Annotated in this window: 17 protein-coding genes; 5 read left to right on the forward strand and 12 right to left on the reverse strand. The window is 38.2% G+C overall.

Annotation, left to right across the window (positions count from 1 at the left end):
• Positions 1 to 383: 383 nt before the first annotated feature.
• Both OCV67_RS04560 and OCV67_RS04565 read right to left on the reverse strand, forming a co-directional pair.
• Positions 384 to 1,502 (reverse strand): ABC transporter ATP-binding protein, encoded by a 1,119-nt coding sequence (locus OCV67_RS04560; protein ID WP_147642717.1) that lies wholly within the window; start codon positions 1,500 to 1,502, stop codon positions 384 to 386.
• Between the two features lie 113 nt (positions 1,503 to 1,615).
• Positions 1,616 to 2,395 carry a pseudouridine synthase gene (locus OCV67_RS04565; protein ID WP_147642719.1) on the reverse strand — a complete coding sequence of 260 codons (780 nt, stop codon included), beginning with the start codon at positions 2,393 to 2,395 and terminating at the stop codon, positions 1,616 to 1,618.
• A 43-nt stretch (positions 2,396 to 2,438) separates the two neighbouring features.
• Here OCV67_RS04565 and OCV67_RS04570 point away from each other — a divergent pair, with 43 nt between their 5' ends.
• Entirely contained in the window at positions 2,439 to 2,870 is a 432-nt protein-coding gene (locus OCV67_RS04570; protein WP_178084996.1) for a DUF4830 domain-containing protein, read from the forward strand.
• Between the two features lie 32 nt (positions 2,871 to 2,902).
• Here OCV67_RS04570 and OCV67_RS04575 read toward each other — a convergent pair whose 3' ends face one another.
• The 4 genes from OCV67_RS04575 to OCV67_RS04590 all read right to left on the reverse strand — a co-directional run bounded on the left by OCV67_RS04575 (position 2,903) and on the right by OCV67_RS04590 (position 6,202).
• Complete coding sequence (locus OCV67_RS04575; protein WP_147642723.1) at positions 2,903 to 3,637, reverse strand: glycoside hydrolase family 25 protein; 735 nt, start codon at positions 3,635 to 3,637, stop codon at positions 2,903 to 2,905.
• 23 nt (positions 3,638 to 3,660) lie between these two features.
• Entirely contained in the window at positions 3,661 to 4,428 is a 768-nt protein-coding gene (locus OCV67_RS04580; protein WP_147642724.1) for a TatD family hydrolase, read from the reverse strand.
• Positions 4,421 to 5,479: an LCP family glycopolymer transferase gene (locus OCV67_RS04585; RefSeq protein ID WP_178084997.1), complete on the reverse strand. Its 1,059-nt coding sequence runs from the start codon at positions 5,477 to 5,479 to the stop codon at positions 4,421 to 4,423. Before OCV67_RS04585 ends, OCV67_RS04580 begins: the two co-directional genes overlap by 8 nt.
• A gap of 165 nt (positions 5,480 to 5,644) precedes the next feature.
• A complete protein-coding gene (locus tag OCV67_RS04590; RefSeq protein ID WP_178084998.1) occupies positions 5,645 to 6,202 on the reverse strand; it encodes an SLOG family protein in 558 nt (185 codons plus the stop codon).
• A gap of 810 nt (positions 6,203 to 7,012) precedes the next feature.
• Between OCV67_RS04590 and OCV67_RS04595 the strand changes: the two genes are divergently transcribed.
• Entirely contained in the window at positions 7,013 to 8,110 is a 1,098-nt protein-coding gene (locus OCV67_RS04595; protein ID WP_178084999.1) for a peptidoglycan-binding domain-containing protein, read from the forward strand.
• A 39-nt stretch (positions 8,111 to 8,149) separates the two neighbouring features.
• Complete coding sequence (locus tag OCV67_RS04600) at positions 8,150 to 9,244, forward strand: peptidoglycan-binding protein (RefSeq protein WP_147642731.1); 1,095 nt, start codon at positions 8,150 to 8,152, stop codon at positions 9,242 to 9,244.
• A gap of 267 nt (positions 9,245 to 9,511) precedes the next feature.
• Here the strand turns inward: OCV67_RS04600 and OCV67_RS04605 are convergent, their stop codons facing one another.
• The 5 genes from OCV67_RS04605 to OCV67_RS04625 all read right to left on the reverse strand — a co-directional run bounded on the left by OCV67_RS04605 (position 9,512) and on the right by OCV67_RS04625 (position 15,637).
• Positions 9,512 to 10,456 carry a hypothetical protein gene (locus OCV67_RS04605; protein WP_147642733.1) on the reverse strand — a complete coding sequence of 315 codons (945 nt, stop codon included), beginning with the start codon at positions 10,454 to 10,456 and terminating at the stop codon, positions 9,512 to 9,514.
• A gap of 167 nt (positions 10,457 to 10,623) precedes the next feature.
• Complete coding sequence (locus tag OCV67_RS04610) at positions 10,624 to 12,813, reverse strand: cellulase family glycosylhydrolase (protein WP_262644279.1); 2,190 nt, start codon at positions 12,811 to 12,813, stop codon at positions 10,624 to 10,626.
• A gap of 113 nt (positions 12,814 to 12,926) precedes the next feature.
• Positions 12,927 to 13,889 (reverse strand): glycosyltransferase family 2 protein, encoded by a 963-nt coding sequence (locus tag OCV67_RS04615; RefSeq protein WP_147642737.1) that lies wholly within the window; start codon positions 13,887 to 13,889, stop codon positions 12,927 to 12,929.
• Positions 13,886 to 15,013 (reverse strand): SGNH/GDSL hydrolase family protein, encoded by a 1,128-nt coding sequence (locus OCV67_RS04620; protein WP_147642738.1) that lies wholly within the window; start codon positions 15,011 to 15,013, stop codon positions 13,886 to 13,888. Before OCV67_RS04620 ends, OCV67_RS04615 begins: the two co-directional genes overlap by 4 nt.
• Before the next feature lie 297 nt (positions 15,014 to 15,310).
• Complete coding sequence (locus OCV67_RS04625) at positions 15,311 to 15,637, reverse strand: helix-turn-helix domain-containing protein (protein ID WP_178085000.1); 327 nt, start codon at positions 15,635 to 15,637, stop codon at positions 15,311 to 15,313.
• Positions 15,638 to 15,991: 354 nt separating this feature from the next.
• Here OCV67_RS04625 and metG point away from each other — a divergent pair, with 354 nt between their 5' ends.
• Positions 15,992 to 17,932: a methionine--tRNA ligase gene (metG, locus tag OCV67_RS04630; RefSeq protein WP_147642742.1), complete on the forward strand. Its 1,941-nt coding sequence runs from the start codon at positions 15,992 to 15,994 to the stop codon at positions 17,930 to 17,932.
• A gap of 516 nt (positions 17,933 to 18,448) precedes the next feature.
• The gene (gene nifJ / locus OCV67_RS04635; RefSeq protein WP_178085001.1) at positions 18,449 to 21,988 is read left to right on the forward strand and encodes a pyruvate:ferredoxin (flavodoxin) oxidoreductase; all 3,540 of its coding nucleotides are present in this window, start codon (positions 18,449 to 18,451) and stop codon (positions 21,986 to 21,988) included.
• Positions 21,989 to 22,216: 228 nt separating this feature from the next.
• Here the strand turns inward: nifJ and OCV67_RS04640 are convergent, their stop codons facing one another.
• Positions 22,217 to 22,447 (reverse strand): helix-turn-helix domain-containing protein, encoded by a 231-nt coding sequence (locus tag OCV67_RS04640; RefSeq protein WP_147642744.1) that lies wholly within the window; start codon positions 22,445 to 22,447, stop codon positions 22,217 to 22,219.
• Between the last annotated feature and the right edge of the window lie 68 nt (positions 22,448 to 22,515).

A 22,515-nucleotide genomic window follows, 5' to 3' on the forward strand; every position in this document is an offset into this window, starting at 1 on the left:
AAAAAAGAAGCAAAAAATGTATGACGGATAAAATTCGGCACTTTATGTGCCGCAAGCCGCCCACGGCGTTTGAGTGGGCGCATTTCTTTGTTACTTTCTTGTTGCGAAACAAGAAAGTTAAAAAAAGGAAGTTTTAAAGAAACTTGTTTCTTTGCTTTCTTCTTTTGTGTGAACAAAGAAAGAAGGGCATTTCTTTTCGTTATTTTCTTTGGGCAATCAAAGAAAATGACAAATATGTTTTGCTTTCGCTTTTACAAAGCGTAGAATGTTTGAAACAAGAAACGAACAAAAAAGCTTTAATATAAAAACAGACCGAAACAAAAGTTTCGGTCTTTAAATTTATAAAATAAAGAAAGATAAGGCAAAAATTTAAAAAGTAAAAATTAATTAATAATAGTTGTATCGTTTTCCTTATCAAACAGATGAATTCTGTTTGGATCAATTGCAACCTTGATCTTATCGTGAGCTTTCGCTGTTGAACGAGGTGAAACTCTAGCAGTAAGCTGAGTACCTTCGCATGTAAGGTACAGATAAGTTTCAGCGCCCATCATTTCTGTAATATCAACGTCACAGTCTATAACGCCTGTTGTAGCGTTTGAAAGATACATTTCTTCATCGTGAACGCTTTCAGGACGGATACCCAGAGTAACTTCCTTACCCACATAATTATCCAGCTGAGGAGCAACCTTGGATTCAGGAATTTCAACAGTATACTTAACACTTGAACCAAATTCAACTACATACTTTGAACCATTCTTCTTCAGTACAGCGTCAATAAAGTTCATCTGAGGAGAGCCTAAGAATCCTGCAACAAACTTATTGCACGGATGCTCATAAAGAGCCTGAGGAGTATCAACCTGCTGAATAATACCGTCTTTCATAACAACGATTCTGTCGCCCATTGTCATAGCTTCAGTCTGATCGTGAGTTACGTAAATAAATGTTGTACCCAGTTTCTGGTGAAGCTTAGCAATTTCTGTTCTCATCTGTGCACGGAGCTTAGCGTCAAGGTTTGAGAGCGGTTCGTCAAGCAGGAATACCTGAGGTGAACGAACGATAGCACGACCCAAAGCAACACGCTGACGCTGACCGCCTGACATAGCCTTAGGCTTTCTGTCGAGAAGGTGACCCAGGTCGAGGATCTTAGCGGCTTCCTTAACCTTACGGTCGATTTCGTCCTTTGGAACTTTTCTCAGCTTAAGACCAAAAGCCATGTTATCATAAACAGTCATATGAGGATACAAAGCGTAGTTCTGGAAAACCATTGCGATATCTCTGTCCTTAGGAGCGATATCGTTTACAAGACGGTCGCCTATATAGAGTTCACCTTCCGAGATTTCTTCCAGACCGGCAATCATTCTGAGCGTTGTGGACTTACCGCAGCCGGAAGGTCCGACTAATATGATAAATTCCTTATCTGTGATTTCTAAATTTACGTCTTTAACGGCTGTAAAGCCACCGGGATATTTCTTATAAATTCCGCGTAATGATAAACTTGCCATTTTATCTATTCCTCCCACATAATAATTCTGCTAACCCGAATAACAGATTAACTTACATATAATATAATACCAAATTTTTAACAAAGTTTCAAGTCACTAATTATCCAAAGTTATCATTGCATGTTTATCCAATATGACGAAAAATTCTCTGTAATATTGCGGAAAACTTCTTCAAAACATTGTGATTTCAACAGGTTTTCAACATCTTTGTGCATTATTTCCATATACTCGCCAATCGCCAGTTTTTCTGGCATCAGCAGTCCTCCCATCTGAATTCTGCACAATTTTTCAACACTGTTTTCAACAGCTGAAAACATACGTTTTATCTGATGATATTTCCCCTCGTGAAGTTCTATAAACGCCGTTTTTTCGCAGTCGGGAAACCGCTTCACTTTTGCCGGAAGACACTTCTCCCCTCCGTCTATTATAACGCCTTCAGCAAACTGTCTTACATAATCTTCTTGAAAACTTTCGGCAAGTTTTACAATATAATATTTAGGAATATGTTTTTTGGGAGATAATATTCGGTGACTCAGAGTTCCGTCATTAGTAATAAGAACCATTCCTGTAGTATCCTTATCCAGTCTGCCGGCGGGAAATATATCTTTTCTTTTTATATCATCACCCAGAAGATCCATAACGGTTTTTTCATGTTTGTCCTCAGTGGCACAGACAAAGCCCTCAGGCTTATTTAAAATTATATATACTTTATCCCTGTATAAGATTTTGCGTCCGTCAGCGATGATTTCCGATGTTTCGGGGTCAATCTTTATACTGCCGTCACGAAGTATTTTTCCGTTCACGCTTATTTTACGTTTCCATAGAAGTTTTTTTATATCAGTTCTGGTAAGATCGGTCTGAGAGGACAAAAATTTATCCAGTCTTACATTCATAAAAGTGCTCCTTTACGCATAAAAAGTAATGAGGTGCTTACATATGAAGAAAAAAATTATAGCTATAGCCGCCGTACTTGGCATTGCGGCGGCGGCAATTTTTATATGCCGACGAATTGAACCAAAACAAGACGAACCTCCTCTTGTGCTCAACGAATATCAGCGTGAAGCATATTTAAATATCAGAGGGTGGGAAATAGAGGAAATATCCTGTCAAACTGTAAGAATACCCGAAGAATTTGAGGGTATTTACAGGGAGTATGCCGATATTCAGAGTAAGGACGGTTTCAAGCTTGAAAATTATAAAGGAAAAGAAGTTTTAAGATGTTTATATCGGGTACTTAATTACGGAGGAGACTCAGAAGTCACTGCCGAGCTGCTTCTTTATAATGACGAGCTGATTTCTGCGGCTCTTATTGAAAATAAGCAGGACGGTTTTATAAAACCCTTAAATTCTCTTTTTAAAGACTCGTAAATCATTTACATTCATTTCCCTAAAACACGCAGTCAGCCCTTATAATTTTCAAATTCCTCTTTCGTTCCGTTAAAAACGTTCAGATCTATATACTGTTCTGCTCCGTCATATCCGTCCAGGCGTCCCCTGTTGCAATACTGCCAGAAAGTCCATTTTCTTTCATCCGGCAGCTCAGCCTTGGTAAATATACTTCTTATCCATATATCGTTATCGTCAAAGTAACCTTTAATATAAAGCTCATAAGTAATATCGGTAACGTAAATAACAGGCATTAAACCGTAATAATCATAAACGGCGTCTATCATTTTTTTAAGATTATATCTTGTTTCTTCTTTTTCCGGAGGGTCAGAGCCGTGCTGAGCATAAAATTCAAGGTCTATTACAGGCGGCAGCATATTTTGTGTTTTTGGCACGGTTTTGATAAAATTTTCAGCCTGTGTAATTCCTGAACTGTCAAAGCTGAAAAAATGGTATGCACCGATTCTAATGCCTGTTTCAGACGCATTTTGAAAATTCTGCTGAAAATACTCGTCCTCGTAACCGCTTCCCTCTGTAGCCTTAATAAATGCAAAATCAATATCTTGATTCTCCAGCGTTTCCCAGTCAATTTCCCCCTGATAAGAGGACACATCTACGCCCCTTACAGGATATTTCTTTTTTGACGGAGTATTAGGCCATATCAATCCGTTATACCATAAAATTATAAAAAAATAAAGAAAAATAAATACACAACTGATTATTATAATTATTTTGTATTTAAGTTTCATTCTGCTCCTTTCATAACTCTTTTTTAAACTATATCAAAGAATCTCATAGCGTTTGCACAGGTTATATCAAGCATTTCCTGCGCTGTAGTTCCCTTTATTTCTGCCGCTTTTTCAGCGATTTTTTCAATCATACTACTGTCGCAGCGTTTGCCTCTGTATGGCTCAGGCGCCATATAAGGACAGTCGGTTTCAAGCATAAGTCTGTCCGTCGGTACTTTTTCCAAAGCCCTCAGGGCTTTTTTTGCATTTTTAAAGGTAATTACTCCCGTAAAGCTTATATACATTCCCAAAGCAATTATTTCCTTTGCTGTTTCAGCAGAACCGCTGAAGCAATGTACAACGCCCTTAGGTTTATATTCTCTTAATATTTCCATTGTATCGTTTGAAGCGTCTCTGGAATGCACTATAACCGGTATATCAAGCTTTTTTGCAAGCTCCAACTGACTTATAAACAATTTTTTCTGTTTTTCTGCCGAATACCTGTCATAGTGATAATCAAGTCCGATCTCACCAAGAGCCTTTATTTTTTCTGAAGAAAGTATATACTTTTCAAGCCGAGGCAAAAAATCCTCAGGAGTATAGTCCGCCGCTTCGGGATGCACTCCCAAAGCGCCGTAAATATAGTCAAACTTTGAAGTAAGTTCAAGTATTTTCGGACAATCCTCCATACAGGCTGAAACGGTAACTATTTTTTCCACGCCCTTAAACGGAAGATTGTTTAAAAGTTCCTCTCTGTCGCAGTCAAAAGCGCTTTCAGTATAATGACTGTGAGAATCAAATATATTATTCATTTTTCTGAGTCTCCTGACTTTCCGCATTTGAATTATTATCGTCGGTTTTTGTTTCATCAAAATAAATTTTAATATCTTCCGCAAAATAATTGTCTGCAACAAAATTACTTTCCGCTTCATTTCCGTAAGGAGTTATAAACTTTGCTCTCGTGGAACGTGATTCGCTGTCCGAAGGGTCGCTGTACTTAAGCATAAACTTGATCGCATACTTTTTATCATTATAATCTATCGCTGAAATGTCGCTTTTTATCATATTAATAAGAGTTTCAAAAGTATTGTCAAGATTTTCCGCAATTCTGACGCCGCTGGTCTGATTCATCATAGCTGTGACAATTGCCGAAGCTGTTGAAATACGCTGAATTTCTCCGCCGGAATATCCGCCGTAGCTTATAATTTTTTCAATTTGCTCCGGTGAAAGATACTGTTCGCTGTCAGATTCCGGCACTCCTGCTATTCCCTTCGGCACAGCGTAGCTTACCCCTCCCAGTATATTACACGCTTTTTTAAAGCTTTCAGAATCAAATACCGCATATCTGTCGATTTCTATCCCCAAGGTATATTCAATACTCTGGCTTATTCCCGCAGCGCCGCTGCTTACATAGACGTCCTCAGCTCTTTTATTGTCGCTTCCCACAAGCATATTGCTTGGTATTCCCATAAACAGAATCTGTTTATCAACAGGAGTAGAGCGCATCACAATAAACGTATAAGGTTCAGGATAAACCTCTTCTACATCTTCTCCTGTTTCCTCCCAGTCATATGTCTCATCGTCTTCATAATATTCGTCGTCCTGATAATCTTCGTTATCTTCGCTGCTCTCGTCGGGAATATCAACGCTGTCACTTAAATCAAGTATCAGCATAACAGTATGATTGTCCTCCTCTGAGAGAGTCCCTGCCTCGTTTACCATTGTAAGAAGCGAAGAATCGTCTTTATCTATTTTATCGTATATAATCATCGCAATTCCGCCGATTACTATTAATGAAATCAAAAATGTAAGCAGAAAAGGAATGGCTATACTTCCCGATTTCTTCTTTTTCTTTTTAGTCATTATACATTTCTCCTTTTTTTCATAATCCCTGTATTTACAGGGATTTTCTTCATGTTCATACATTTATTAACAGTGTTTATACAAATTGTTGAAAACTCTGTTGAAACAGTTGAAAGTTCGTCTGCCAAAAGACACTTATTTTTGTCAACTGTCAATTTTAACAAATCAGTCCAGATAAAACAGACCTTTTTTTCTTTCATTTTTCTTTAAAATATAATTATTAACATTTATTATATTTATTTTCAGTCCTTGTTTTCTGGCATAATTTATAGTCTGTCCCGTACCGCTTTTATAATCATCCACAACTGCTATCAGCTTTGACGATCTGTCCACCATATACTGATTTCTGAGTCTGTAGCAGTCTCTTGAATAACTTTCCGATACACATATGAGTTCATCTGCCTTTTCAATAACATTTGACAAGCTCCACAGATCCTGATTTTTAAAATTTTCTCCGTGTGCGGCAAAAGGCTTTGCACAGATAAGCTTAATATCAGGAAATCTGTTTTTCACTTCGAGCACATATTCCGCTGCCCAGAGGTCAACGCCTCTTGCAAGTCCGGATATAAAGTATTTATACCCCTCCTCCGCCGACTGATAAATCTGATAGTAAAGCATACTTCTTATTACATTCAACGACGCATTTTCTGTTTCTCCGTATCCCGGAAGCTTTTCCGGTCTGTGTCCTGTAAAGCACACTGTTTTTTCTCTTAAATATGTCACTTTCTTTTTTTCCTTTATTATAAAATATATATAATTTATTATAACATATTAATATTTTAATTTCAAGCAAGCTTTTTGAAGCAGTTGTTCCCTCCTTACGCCATAAGCTAATTGATCGTCTCCTAACGGGCAGGCGAAATAAGCTGGCAGGGAGGTGATAGGTATGGAACTTACATATTTAGTTCTCACTATCCTGCTTCTTGTTACTGTTAATGAAGTAATCAAGAACATAAAGAAATAAACCGCCCCAAGCTGTCAACTTAAGCGGTTTATAAACTAGCTAATTTGGGAGCGACCGTCTATCAATGTGCCCCTTTTTTATTATTATAACAATATTTTTATATAATGTCAAGACCTTGCATTAAATTTCGCCATTGGCGAATTTTTATTTATTCACTAAAATCACATCAGTTGATTTATAAATAGGACAATTATTTCTTTTTGGAAAGTTCTGCTTATAAAACTCCTGATATACACATTTCTTGTACTTAATACAATTATTTACATACTTCAGCGGCTTATATAAGTCCATCTTAATTTGATTTTAGTATATACATGTTTCATTATTTTGAAATCGAGATATTTAATTTTGGTTCTATATTTTTTTAGAAATCAGCAGAAGTTGAAATATTTTAAGAAAGTACAAAATATTTTTTCTATGCATTGAAGCTCGGATAATAACCGGGATTTAGATATTTATTAAAAATTAATTACAATGTTGTTTTTTATTGTCAAAATATTGACATTTTACAATATTTGGTATATAATAAAAACATAGCCATGGTTAAATATTTTAAAGAAGATGATAAAATGAAAAGAAGTGCAAAAAAAATTTGTTCATTGATCATGTCAACCTTAATACTGTTTTCTACGGTACTTTATTTTTTTGAAAATAAAGCTTTTGCTGATCAGAGCAGAATAGATAATTTTAGTAAATCTTATAATTTAAGTAAAAATCCGGCACAAAATATGATTAATATTGCCCTTGCTCAACAAGATAAAACAGGAAGTCTGCTTGGATACACGGAGGAATGGTGTGCTGATTTTGTCAGTGATTGTGCTGTATTAGCCGGTCAAAGTTCTGCTATTCCTCATGATGGATATTGTCCTACATTAAAGCAAAAAATTATAAATGCAGGAGGAAAAGATGTTACATCTTCTCCTCAACCGGGAGATATTGTATTTTTTAACGGTCATGTTGAAATCGTTTATTCCGGAACATTAAATGCATTATATTCTATAGGCGGTAATACTGGAAGTGGAAGTAGTTTATATGCACGTAAGGTTTGTGCGCCGCGTATTCATGGTGGAGTGGTATGTGTTTTGCGACCCAATTACGATGAAAATGCTGTTCCCCTTACATTTCAAAATGATGATGAACTTAAAATACCATATCCACGTCCTACCGGAAATCCTAATTTGCAGAATGGTTCATCAGGAGACAGCGTAAAATGGCTGCAATATGCTTTGAATCTTGTAAACAACGCAGGACTAACAGTTGATGGTCAATTTGGATCGGGAACACAACAAGCAGTTGTTAATTTCCAGCGTGCAAATGGATTAACAGCTGACGGCATTGCAGGTCCGGCAACAATAAGTAAGATTGTAGAGGTTAGGAAGAAACAATTAGGTTCATCAACAAATACTGACACAGAACTTGGAATACCATATCCACGTCCTACCGGAAATCCTAATTTGCAGAATGGTTCATCAGGAGACAGTGTAAAATGGCTGCAATATGCTTTGAATCTTGTAAATAATGCAGGACTAACAGTTGATGGTCAATTTGGATCAGGAACAAAACAAGCTGTTATCAATTTCCAAAGAGCATATGGTCTTGATGTTGATGGAATCGCTGGACCTGCAACAATAAGTAAGATTATTGAAGTTAGAAAAAAGCAGATCTAAAATTGCTGTATAATTAATTAATAATGGAGGAAAATAAAAATGGTAAAAGAAAAAAGGTTATTGAAAAAAACTAGTTCATTAATAATTGCAATTTTTATGTTGTTTTCATTTGCGTTCAACTTTCCAAATGATAAAGTTGAAGCTAGTGATATGGCTTCATATGTTCGCAGTTTAATAGGTACACCTGCAAAGGAATGGGGAAGCGGAACAGGAACGCAATGCGTAGAGCTTCCAAAGTATTATATAGAAAATTATTTTGGATTATATACAAAAACACTTGCATTAGGTAATGGAAATGAAATGTATAAAATAGTAAGCCAAACATTTTCAAGTAAATTTCAAAAAATAGATTATTATAATGGATTCGTGCCGCAACCCGGAGATATTATTTCTTATCATAGTTCATCTTCACCAGCTTATGGACATGCAGCAATTGTATATGAAGTTTCAGGTAATACATATAAAATAGCAGAGCAGTGGAATGGAAGCAATACAGTAAGATCTAATACAAAAACTGTAGCAGCCGGACAATATGGTGTAAGCTATACAATTATAGGTGTTGCCAGACCAAAAAATCAAACAACTACCTCAAATGATACTGAACTTAAAATACCATATCCACGTCCGACCGGCAATCCTAATTTACAAAATGGTTCATCAGGGGACAGTGTAAAATGGCTGCAATATGCTTTGAACCTTGTAAACAACGCAGGACTAACAGTTGATGGTCAATTTGGATCGGGAACACAACAAGCAGTTGTTAATTTCCAGCGTGCAAATGGATTAACAGCTGACGGCATTGCAGGTCCGGCAACAATAAGTAAAATTGTAGAGGTTAGAAAGAAACAATTAGGTTCATCAACAAATACTGATACAGAACTTGGAATACCATATCCACGTCCGACCGGCAATCCTAATTTACAGAATGGTTCATCAGGAGACAGTGTAAAATGGCTGCAATATGCTTTGAATCTTGTAAATAATGCAGGACTAACAGTTGATGGTCAATTTGGATCAGGAACAAAACAGGCTGTTATCAACTTCCAAAGAGCATATGGTCTTGATGTTGATGGAATCGCTGGACCTGCAACAATTAACAAAATTGTTGCAGTTAGAAAGAGTCAATTAAATTAATAGAAAATTTATAAAATGTAAAAATCAGCAATATTTAGAAAAGTTTTTTTACGCATTAAAGCTCGGTTAATAGCCGGGCTTTTGATGTATAATATAGTAAATACACATTAGGGGGCATACTGATAGACGGTTATCCCCATATCTAATGCAACAAAAAGCAAGATAGTGAGAACTGGTTAGGAGTTTTTTGCTTTCATAAATACAAAAAAGCCGATGCTTTCAAATTTTATCAGCATCGGCTATATTAGTATTGATTTTATAATTTTATTATTTTAAATCACTGCTTTTTATAGGAAAGTCATTAGCAGTTATATATCCTGATTCAATCATTCTTATTGCTTTAGCATCATTAGCATTTACGCCGTCGCCTCGATCACAGCAATCTGCATTGTCCTTACCCTGTGCAGACAGAGCGTAATTAGGATTTCCTAAAGACTGAGAAATAGCAACTGAATCAGCTATTGTAACTCTTCCGTCGCAATTTGCATCGCCTAAAAGTAAGTTATCGGAACAAACAGCTATATATCCATCATATGTTTTGTTAATATTTGCGAGTGCAGGCACTTTAAGAATGTCGGCAGCTGTAGCGGTAAATGTAGGATTATCAGAAGAATAAATACCTTTTTTAAAAGTATAAGCCTGCATATTATATCCATTTGTATCACATTCTTTGTTTATAAATAAATCGCTGGCATTATTAGTTGATTTATAAATAATATCAATAGGATAAACATCACCTATTTTTGCATTTTTAGGCAGAATAAATGTAAATGACCACATTACACCGTTAGTACCTGAATTTGCACTGCCAGCTGTACATAAGAAATAACCATTCATACCATATTTAGAAGCATTAGGGTCACTTGTGGGAGTACCAGAACCTAATCGTTTAATTGCATCACCTGCATCAATCTTTGGAAGATTAAAAGTAGAGTCTTCAGCTAATTTAAGACGTGAATCCCAATAAACATGAATACCTGTTGAACAATAAGCAAGTTGTGCTCCTGAAACTTTAAGATTAACTGTAACTTGCTTGCCGGCGGCATTACTTTGTGTAAGAACTATTTTATCCATTGTGAGTTTAGGCTTAGTAAGCGCCGCATTAGCATTTCCGTTATCTTTATAACCTGTTGCAGATACATTTACTGCAAAAACAGTAAGAGCCGTTGTTACCGCAACAGCAGCAGAAATTAATTTTTTTAATGTTTTCATAAAACCACTCCTATAAAATATAATTATACCGAATTATACCATATTTATATATTATTTGTCAATGCTTTTTACTTTATTATAACAAGTTTGACGTATTCAATAGCTTTTGGCATTAATAAAAAATCACGGATAGCCTTTGCTTTCCGTGATTTTTTTACAATAAAGTATTATTCAGTAAACCTTCTTGTACCGTTTGAATCTGTCTGATTTTTTATTTTACTCCAGATGTATCTTAGCTGCCAGCCGTCATAATTGGTTATTTCTGCTGAATTACCGGCCATCATAATTGTAGGTTCCGGAAAGCCTCCCGGCGGGAATCCGTCGATAGCGCCTTCTTCACCGTAAAAGTCAGTAATTCCGAAGCCGTGACCAAGCTCATGTTCAAATACATGTACATTTACGCCGTTAAGCATATTCAAATATGCATTGTCTGAAAGACGCTGCCCCCAGTCGCCTCCGCAGCCGCCGATGTCAGGGAATCCCTGAGTTGCCCAGAGATACATGTCGAAACGCTTGTCAAGACCGCCCGGATACTGATAGCTTCTGTCATAGAAGTGTTCCATACGTGAAAGCTCGTCCGGAGCATTTGGAAGAAGCGTTGGAATTTCTTCATAGCCGTTTGAAGTATCTCCGCTGCTGTCGTAAGGAGTACAATCTGTATAAATTATTTCATCAGGCTGTTTGTCTAGAATAACGCTTTCATCAATAACTGCCCAGCCAACGACATTTACATCAACATGATCGTATTTCCAGCCGTCGTAGCTGACCAGATAATCAGTCCAATTATTTACGGAATCTTCAATCAGCTTTTCAAACTGTTTTCTCTGATCAAGAGTAACCGTTTTGTAGGACTGCCAGCGTACTACGTAATTAAGCGTACCGTTTCCTGCGTCAATCTGATCAAAAATAGTATTCCATCTATCAGTTGATTTTTCTCTTTCTATTCTGTTGGTCCAGACCCAGTCCAGAGCCGCCTGATACTCTGTCGGCATATCGCTTAAATCAAGCTGTTCTTTATCTGACGCTGAATTTATAACAATTCTTTTTATGGCAGCATAGTCGAAAGCATTAATTTTTCCGTCACTGTTGATGTCTGCATATTCCGTATCCTCAACACTGAGAAATGCTTTTTTCACAAGGCAGTCTCCCAATATGGCGACATCCTGTGTATCGACTTTGCCGTCTTGGTTTATATCGCCTTTAAGCACATTATTATCAAGTACGCTTAAAAGCTGCTGATTAAGTGTTGAATCAGTCATTCGGCATTGATTTCTGTCATAATGAAGTCCTGTAATATCCCATAAAACCGGACACATCTGACGATCGTAAGCCGCTTTGCAGACAGAAGAAAGGAAAAGTCTTACCGAATCTTCTTCCTTATTGTTTTTCGGACAGCCGTATTCGCCGAAAATAACAGGAATACCCTTATCAACAAATGCAGATTTCATAAGATCCATATTTTTATTAAGTTCTGCGAAATCTTCTTCCGTTCCCCAGGTAGTACGGTTTTTACCCCAGTCTGCGTCCTCTTCAAGTATTGCAAAATCTGACGGTGTATAATAATGAACTGAAACCGCACATCTGTCTGCGGGATCCTGAGGCATTTCAAAAAGCGGATCGCATGTAAGTTCCACATCTGTTTTATATCCTGAAATCAGAAGATGACGTAAATCATTGTTTCCGCCGGAAGAACGCACTATGTCTACAAAGGTTTGATTTACCTCGTTTACCAGATCATAAGATTCCGCTTTACCTTCGGTACTGCCGCTCCATCTGTTCCAAAGGGAATCCCAGCCTAATTCTTCGTTCTGTGATTCAAATATAAGATAATCTCCGTAATCCTTGAATTCCTCACTGAGCTGAGTCCAGATTTTCTTATATTTATTCATACAGTTTTCTTTATCGGAAGGCATATTTTCCAGCCATCCGCTGTCATAATGAAGATTCATAATGACATACATTCCGGCGTCAAGCGCCCAGTTTACTATCTGCTTTACCCTTTCAAGATATGCTCCGCTTATGGTATAATCTTCAGACATAAGGTTAGACCACGCCACAGGCACTCTCAAGGTTTCAAAACCGGATTCAGCGTAACCCTTGATCATATCTTCGGTAATTTCCGGACTTCCCCATGCAGTTTCATAGGATTTAACGCTGCCGTCTCCCCACTGTGCTATCCAATCGCCGCAGGATTCAAGGGTATTTCCAAGATTTATGCCGATACCCATATCCCGAACAATTTCCGCAGTAGTCAAATTTCTCATCTGACTGCCGGCAGCTGAAGCCGGCTGCGGAATAACTCCGATTACAGCTATAACACACACCGCAGATACAGCTGAAATAATTTTTTTTAACAAAATAAACCTCCTCATATAAATTTTTAACTAAATAAATTTTATCATATAAAGCAACGTCTCGTCAATTGACATTTTGAATAATTTTGTTAATATTTGTTAAAATAAAAGCTACACTATTTACAATCTTCGCTTTCGTCATTTAAATAAGTTTCTACAATAAAATTAGGACGCCGCTTAGTCTCGAGGTAGATTTTTCCTATATATTCACCTATTACGCCGATCGAAAGCAGCTGTAATCCTCCGATCGCCCAGACCGAGACTACAATAGAAGTCCAACCCTGAACGGTTGCTCCCATGAAGTGTCTTATAAGAAAATAAATCAGCATAATTATACTGACAGTAAATATTCCGACTCCTAAAGCTGTGATCATTCTGATAGGCTTTATGGAAAGAGAAGTGATTCCCTCCATGGCAAACGAAAGCATTTTTTTTAAAGGATATTTGGATTCTCCTGCGAAACGTTCTTTTCTTTCATAATAAACAACGTCTGATTTGTAGCCCACCATCGGAACCATGCCTCTTAAGAATAAATTCACTTCTTTAAATTGTTCAAGAGCGTCTAACGCTCTTTTGCTCATAAGACGGTAGTCTGCATGATTATACGTTACTTCAACGCCCATTTTTGACATTATTTTATAGAAAGATTCCGCAGTAAACTTTTTAAAAAAAGTATCCGTTTTACGTGCGCTTCTGACTCCGTAAACTATATCGCATTTTTCATTTAAATATTTGTCGGTCATACCGTCAATTGCGTCTATATCGTCCTGTAAATCGGCGTCCAGAGAAACGGCGGCGTCACATTCGTCCTTAACAGTCATCAGTCCCGCCATCAAAGCGTTTTGATGTCCTTTATTTCTGGAAAGTTTTATTCCTCTGAAAATACTGTCCGATTTATGCAGTTCACTGATAATTTTCCAGGTTTTGTCCTTTGAACCGTCATCAACAAAAACAATACGGCTTTTCGGTGAAATTTTTCCCATGCCGCATAGACTGTTAATTTTTTCTTTAAGCTGTTTTGCAGTTTCGTGCAGTACCTCCTGTTCATTGTAGCAGGGTATAACTAAGTAAAGTATCATTTTTCCGTCATCCTTTTTCTGATCTTTGAATAAACCTTCAGCAATACTGCCGCAGAAATTAAAATTATTCCGGCGAATAATAATACTGATGAAAGTCTTATTTTTTTCTTTTGTTCTGTTTTATTTATATTTTCTGCTTCAGAGCTTTGTTTCTTTGAAGCTTCGGAAGTCACTTCAGTCGGATTGGTTTCATTTTCCGCAGAAAATGCGTCTGCGGTTTCCGTACGGAATTCCCCGTCTGCAAGCCTTATAATTTCGCCGGTTATATCTTCAGGTATTGCGCTGAGGTAATCTTCCGGAATGTTTTCAAGCTGAGTTTTGAAAACCTCACCGTTTCCCGGTTTTTCAAGAGTCTGAATAATTTCCTCTGCAATAAGCATATGACCGACATAATTCGGGTGTATATCAAATTCTTTTATATTTGTATAGAGCCATGAATTTTCCGAAAATTTTTTATGTATATCGGCAATTACTGTCGGCTGCTGTCTGACAGCGTTATTTATAACGCCCAGATACATAGCGGTAAACGTTTTCAGAGGCTTCATTATACTGTTTAATTTTTCATTATCTGTTTCAAAAGGATTATAAACGGTCTGCATGATTATCGGCGCTTCCGGATTCAATTCGCTTATTTTTTTTCTGATCTCAGCAATATTTTCACCTGCCTGTGCAGCGGCAGGACCGAATGCAGACGCATATTTCATTATAAATCCCTGAACAAACTCCTGTGAAAACACAAATTGTTCTTCTGAATTATTACCTCCTGCGTTTTTCAGTTCTGAAAGCGAATCAAGAAAGATCTGAAGCACATCGTTACCGCCTATTGAAACGCATATCAGATCCGCTTGTTCAACAGAGCTTCTGACATCGGCGTCGTTTTCGAGCTGTTCGATAAGCTCCGCAGTTTGTCTGCCGTCTTTTGCAAAGTTATCAAGATCAGCGTCAAAGTACTCCTGTAAATATCCGCAGTAGGAAAGCTCGTCGTCGTCAAGACCGTATCCCGTTGAAATACTGTCGCCCAGTACGGTTATTTTTTCAGCCGTCTCAGCCGAGACGCTCTGCATACACGCTAAAACAGCAAAAGCAGTAACGGCTGCCGCAAACTTTATTTTTATAGTTATCATCGCCTTTCAGGATAAATATTCAGCGTCGGAAAATAAAAAAATTACAGCGGCGCTTACTGTATTAATCATACCACAACACCTTATAATATGCAATAGATTTGTAAAATTTCTGCGGTAAAAAAATCCCCCTGTCCTTTTTAGGATAGGGGGATCATATATTTTTTTCTGTAATCATATCAATGCGTTCAAGAATTCTGCCCTTTTGTATTTCCGACAGCTGACGGAAACGAATTAAAAATTTCAGATTTTTTCTTTTTAATAGGTAAAAACTACGCCTGCGTCATGCAGGCGTTTTTTTTAGTGCTTATCATTTTTTTGATTGATCATCTTAACTATTTCTGTAATACACTTTAATTCTTTTTCGTTTAGTTGGTATAGTTTTTCTTTGATTTTTTTATCTAGCTCAGAATCCTGCGAATAATAGTTAAAGAATTCTTCAGGAGCTACCTTTAAATATTTACAGATCTTAAAGAAATCTTTTAATGATGGGAAAATATTTTTATTTATTATTTTTTCTATGTATTGTGAAGTATGACCAATTGATAAACTTAAATCTTCTTTAGAAATATTGTTTTGCATTATTAATTCAGCAAGCCGTTTTGCAAATTTTTCTTTATCATTCAAAGCAATCACCTCCTTTATCTGCATTATAACATAAAAAATAAGGTTAAGTTGCAAAATAACACAGTATAGTGTAATATATTTTAAAAAAAACACCATATAGTGTTTTTATAGTAACTTTGCGAGCCTTTAAAAATATTTACAAGTTTATGAAATCCGGCATAAAAGTTTTGGTTCCGCTTTTTCAAAAGCGGAAGGCATAAAAGTTTTTGCTAAGCTTTTTTAATATTGTATAAAAGTAACTTTGCGAGTCTTTAAAAGCATTTACAAGTTTATGAAATCCGGCATAAAAGGCTTGAAAAATGCTTCCAATTGAGTTATAATAATAAGTATATGAAAATTCAAGGAGGAACAATTATGTCAAAAAAACCATATTACATTACAACGCCGATTTACTACCCATCGGGAAATCCCCATATCGGACATTGCTACACAACGGTAGCATGCGATTCGATCGCCCGTTACAGACGAATGCAGGGGTATGACGTAATGTTTCTTACCGGAACTGACGAACACGGTCTTAAAATCGAACAGAAAGCCGCTGAAGCAGGCATTACGCCGAAAGAATACGTTGACAATATAGTTGAAATCTTCAAAAAGCTCTGGAGCTACATGAACATCAGCTATGACAGATATATCAGAACTACTGACGACTATCACGTTGAAACAGTACAGAAAATTTTCAAGGAGCTTTATGACAGAGGATACATTTATAAAGGCGAATATTCAGGAAAGTACTGTACCCCATGCGAAAGCTTCTGGACTGATTCTCAGTTAGTTGACGGAAAATGTCCCGAATGCGGACGTGATGTAGTTGAATCAAAAGAAGAAGCCTACTTCTTTAAAATGTCGCCTTTTGCCGAAAGAATAGAAAAACTGCTGACAGAAACCGATTATCTTCAGCCCAAAACACGTGCTGTAGAGCTTGTAAACAATTTTATCAAGCCCGGACTGGAAGACCTTTGCGTTTCAAGAACAAGCTTCAAGTGGGGAATCCCAGTTACTTTTGATACAAACCATGTAGTTTATGTGTGGATCGACGCCCTTTCAAATTATATCTCTGCTCTGGGTTACGAGAATAACGCTCATGACGAATTTGAAAAGTTCTGGCCGGCAGACGTTCATATGGTTGCCAAGGACATCATGCGTTTTCACGCTATTATCTGGCCTGCAATGCTTATGGCTCTTGATCTTCCTCTGCCAAAGCACCTTGCCGTACACGGCTGGATCACCTTTAACGGTCAGAAAATGAGTAAGTCTCTGGGTAACGTAGTTGACCCGTTTGTACTGGGCGAGCGTTACGGCGCTGACGCTATCCGTTACCATATCCTGCGTGAAATGGCACTGGGTGCGGACAGCTCTTTCTCAAATGAGATTATGATAAACCGTATTAACTCCGACCTTGCTAACGGTTTCGGTAATCTGGTTTCAAGAACTGTCGCTATGGTTATCAAATACTTTGACGGTACTCTGCCTGCTGAAAAAGCCTCAGGTGAGTTTGACAGCGAGTTAATTGCCGAATGTGAAGGACTTCGTGCAAAAGTCGACGAATACATGGATAAAACTCAGCTGCAAAATGCCCTTGCGGAAATATTTAAGGTCGTGTCACGAGCAAATAAATATATTGACGAAACGGCTCCGTGGGTACTTGCAAAAGACGAGGCAAACAAACCGAGACTTGCCGCAGTACTTTACAATCTTCTTGAAGCGATCAGAATAACTTCTGCTCTGCTTAGTCCGTTTATGCCGACTACTATGCCGGAAGTCTGGAAACAGATCGGTGCAGCAGAAGATGATGTGACCTACGAAAATGCCGGAAAATTCGGAGTTTTACCTGCTGACGTAACAGTAAACAAGGGAGCGGTATTGTTCCCGAGAATAGATACTGAAAAAGAAATCGACGAATTAAACAAGCTTATCGAGGCACAAATGGCAGAAACTCAGAAAGCTCAGGAAAAAATCGAGCTTGCATCTGAAATTGCTATTGATGAATTTTTCAAAACAGAACTTAGAGCCGCTAAGGTTAAATCTTGTGAAAAGGTTAAGAAATCTAAAAAGCTGCTTAAATTGCAGCTTGACGACGGTATGGGCGGCAGACAGGTCGTATCGGGAATTGCCGAACACTATAAGCCGGAGGATCTGATCGGCAAAACAGTGATACTTGTGGCAAATCTTAAACCTGCAAAGCTTTGCGGTGAAGAAAGCATGGGTATGATCTGTGCGGCGGATATGCCTGACGGCGGTATTAAGGTGGTATTCCTGGACGATGACGTACCGGCGGGAACAAAAATAAGATAATATTATATATAAAAAAACGCCTGCATGAAGCTGATGCAGGCGTTATTATTTTACACAAAAAAAGAAAAAACCCGAGTTGTACGTACTCGGGACAAATAAAAATAAATAAATAAAATATGTGTAGAACAAAAGAAAGGAGACAACAAAACGAGTGTAAATAATCAACTATTATTTAACACTGTTGTTATTATACACCAAAATGTGCTAATCGTCAACAAAAAATTAGATTTTTTTCTGATTTAGACGTTTTTTTGGAATTTTCACCAATTATACACATTTGTAATTAGACATTTTGAACTATTAATCACTAAAAAATTACTGGCGTTTGTTGAAAATTGTCGAACTGATTGTTGTATTTATATTTTAATTGTGCTTTAGAAAGTTTATATAGTTTTTATGTGCAATTTACAAAAAGGTATTTACAAAATAGCGGATTTGTGATATTATTAATGTTGAAGTTATGTGTTTTCATATAACCCCAAATCTATTTTTAACATATATCAGGAGGACTTTCCAATGGCAAGAAAAATGAAAACCATGGACGGTAACAATGCTGCCGCATGGGTGTCATACCCTTTTACAGATTTAGCAGCTATTTATCCTATTACTCCGTCATCACCAATGGCAGAAGTTACTGACCAGTGGTCCGCAAAAGACAAGAAAAATTTATTCGGACAGCCTGTACAGGTTGTTGAAATGCAGTCCGAAGCAGGTGCTGCAGGCGCTGTTCACGGCTCTCTTTCAGCAGGTGCTCTTACAACAACTTATACTGCTTCACAGGGTCTTCTCCTTATGATCCCTAATATGTATAAGATCGCAGGCGAACTGCTCCCTTCAGTTATTCACGTATCTGCAAGATGCGTTTCTTCACACGCTCTGAACATTTTCGGCGATCATTCCGATATTTATGCATGCCGTCAGACAGGCTATGCTATGCTTTGTTCTTCAAACCCTCAGGAAATCATGGATCTGGGCGCTGTTGCTCATCTTTCCACTATCAAGGGAAGAGTTCCTTTCATTCATTTCTTTGACGGCTTCAGAACATCTCACGAGATCCAGAAGATCGAAACTTGGGACGATGCAGATCTTAAGGAAATGCTGGATATGGAAGCTGTTGACAGATTCCGTAATCACGCTCTGAACCCTGAACACCCTGTTTTAAGAGGTACTGCTCAGAATCCTGACATCTTCTTCCAGGCAAGAGAAGCATGTAATCCATACTATGACAATATGCCTGCAATCGTTGAAGAATATATGGACAAGGTTAACGCTAAGCTTGGTACAAACTACAAGCTCTTCAACTACTACGGCGCTGCTGACGCAGAACACGTAATTGTTGCTATGGGTTCTGTTAACGATACAATTGAAGAAACTATAGATTACCTGAACGCTAACGGCGGCAAGTACGGTCTTGTTAAGGTTAGACTTTACAGACCTTTCGTTGCAGACAAGCTTGTTGAAGCTATTCCTGACTCTGTAAAGAGAATCTCAGTTCTTGACAGAACTAAGGAACCTGGCTCACTGGGCGAACCTCTTTACCTTGACGTTGTTGCAGCTCTTAAGGGTACTAAATTCAACGATGTTCCAGTATTTACAGGCAGATACGGTCTGGGTTCAAAGGATACAACTCCTGAACAGATCATCGCTGTATACAATAATACAACAAAGCCAAGATTTACAATCGGCATCAATGATGACGTTACAAATCTTTCACTTGATATTACAGAAAGCCCTGACACTGCTCCGGCAGGTACAACATCATGTAAATTCTGGGGTCTCGGCTCCGACGGTACAGTAGGCGCTAACAAGAACTCCATCAAGATTATCGGCGACCATACTGATCTGTACGCTCAGGCTTACTTCTCATATGACTCAAAGAAATCAGGCGGTGTAACAGTTTCTCACCTGCGTTTCGGTAAGACACCTATCAAGTCAACATACCTTATCAACAAGGCTGACTTTGTTGCCTGTCATAACCAGAGCTATATCGACAAGTACGATATGGTTTCCGACATCAAGCCGGGCGGTACTTTCCTTCTCAATACTATCTGGGATATGGAAGGTCTTGAAAAGCATCTTCCTGGTCAGGTTAAGAGATACCTTGCTCAGAATAACATAAATTTCTATACGATCAACGGTGTTAAGCTGGGTGAAGAAACAGGTATGGGTACAAGAATTAATACTATTCTTCAGTCCGCATTCTTCAAGCTTGCCGACATCATTCCTTTTGAGGACGCTGTTAAGTATATGAAGGCAGCTGCTGAAGCTTCTTACAGCAAGAAGGGTCAGGATATCGTAGAAAAGAACTGGAACGCTATTGATGCAGGTCATCAGAACGTTGTAAAGATTGATATCCCTGCTTCATGGGCTGACGCTGCCGATACTCAGATGGGTATGGCTGCTGTTACAAGCGACAACAAGGCTCTTGCAGACTATGTAAACAATATTCAGATTCCATGTAATGCTCAGCAGGGCGACAAGCTTCCTGTTTCAACATTCAAGGATATGGCTGACGGTGAATTCCCACAGGGTTCAGCGGCATTTGAAAAGAGAGGCATTGCAGTTAAGGTTCCTCAGTGGATTCCTGAAAACTGTATCCAGTGTAACCAGTGTTCATATGTATGTCCTCACGCTGTAATCAGACCTGTAGCACTTAGTGCCGAAGAAGCTGCAAATGCTCCTGAAGGCATGAAGATGGTTGACTTCAAGCCTGCTATGGAAGGTATGAAGTTCGCTATGACTGTTTCCGCTCTTGACTGTACAGGCTGCGGTTCATGCGCTAATGTCTGCCCTGCTAAGAATAAGGCTCTCGTTATGCAGCCATTGGAATCACAGCTCGGCGAACAGGAAATATTCGCTTATGGTACTACTATAGATGAAAAGCCTGCTGTTGCTGCTAAGTTCAAGGCTACAACAGTTAAGGGTTCACAGTTCAGACAGCCAATGCTTGAATTCTCAGGCGCATGTGCAGGCTGCGGTGAAACACCTTATGCAAAGCTTATTACTCAGCTCTTCGGCGACAGAATGTATATCGCTAACGCTACAGGCTGTTCTTCAATCTGGGGCGGTTCTGCTCCTTCAACTCCTTATACATTCAATAAGGAAGGAAAGGGTCCGGCTTGGTCTAACTCACTGTTTGAAGACAACGCTGAATTCGGTTACGGTATGTTCTTAGGTCAGAGAACTCTCAGAAACAGAGTTATCGCTAAGGTTCAGACTTTAAATGAAACTACAGACAATGCTGACGTTAAGGCAGCAATTGCTGAATATCTTGACACTGTTGATGACGGCAACGCTAACACACCTGCTACAGAAAAGCTGGTTGCTGCTCTGGAAGCATGCGGTTGTGACGCAGCTAAGGAAATCCTTGCTTCTAAGGATTATCTGAGAAAGAAATCACAGTGGATCTTCGGCGGCGACGGTTGGGCTTACGATATCGGTTTCGGCGGTCTTGACCACGTTATCGCTTCCGGTGAAGACGTAAATATCTTCGTATTCGATACAGAAGTTTACTCAAATACAGGCGGTCAGTCCTCAAAGTCAACTCCTACAGGCGCTATTGCACAGTTTGCAGCAGCAGGTAAGGAAGTTAAGAAGAAGGATCTTGCCGGTATCGCAATGAGCTACGGCTACGTTTACGTTGCTCACATTGCTATGGGTGCTGACTATAATCAGTGTATCAAGGCTATTGCAGAAGCTGAAGCTTACAACGGTCCTTCAATCATTATCGGTTACGCTCCATGTATCAACCATGGTATCAAGACCGGTATGGGTACTGCTATGGCAGAAGAAAAGAAGGCTGTACAGGCAGGTTACTGGCACCTTTACAGATACAATCCTACTCTTAAGGCTGAAGGCAAGAACCCATTCATTATGGATTCAAAGGCTCCTAATACAGACGAATACAAGAACTTCCTCATGGGTGAGGTTCGTTACAACGCTCTGGCACGTCAGAATCCTGAAAGAGCTGAAAGACTCTTTGACAAGGCTCTCGAAAACGCTAAGGACAGATATGATTATCTGCTCAGACTTTCTAAGCTTTACGGCGAAGCTTAATCATTGATTATCAATTTATTATTCACACTGCGAAAGGAAGTACCGCAGCACAATGCGGGAGGTCCAGACCATAAATAAAAAAAGCGGACTCTTTTTGAGTCCGCTTTTTATTTTTTTTAAAAATCCGCTTTTTGAAAAAAGCTTGGCAAAAACTTTTATACCGAATATCATAAACTTTAAACAGTTACTAAAGACTCGCAAAGCAGCTTATAAAAAACTTTAATATAATTATTTTTTATGTGAATCTGGATTATCTGTTCTGCCTATAAGGTAATCAACAGAGCAATCAAGGTAATCGGCGATTTTGGCAAGACTATCAAAAGCAATTGATTTACCATGATACATAGCTGACATCGTATTACTACCTAATTCGCAAGCAATAAGCATATCTTTAATAACCTTTTTTTTACTTTTTGCTACTGATTTTATTCTAATCGCTAAATTATGCGAATCATACATAATATTCTCCCCTTTTTTGTGCAGATATACAAAATTCGCTAAATTATGCGAATTTATATTGATAATCT

The sequence above is a fragment of the Porcipelethomonas ammoniilytica genome (assembly GCF_025567485.1).
GTDB classification, from domain to species: domain Bacteria; phylum Bacillota; class Clostridia; order Oscillospirales; family Ruminococcaceae; genus Porcipelethomonas; species Porcipelethomonas ammoniilytica.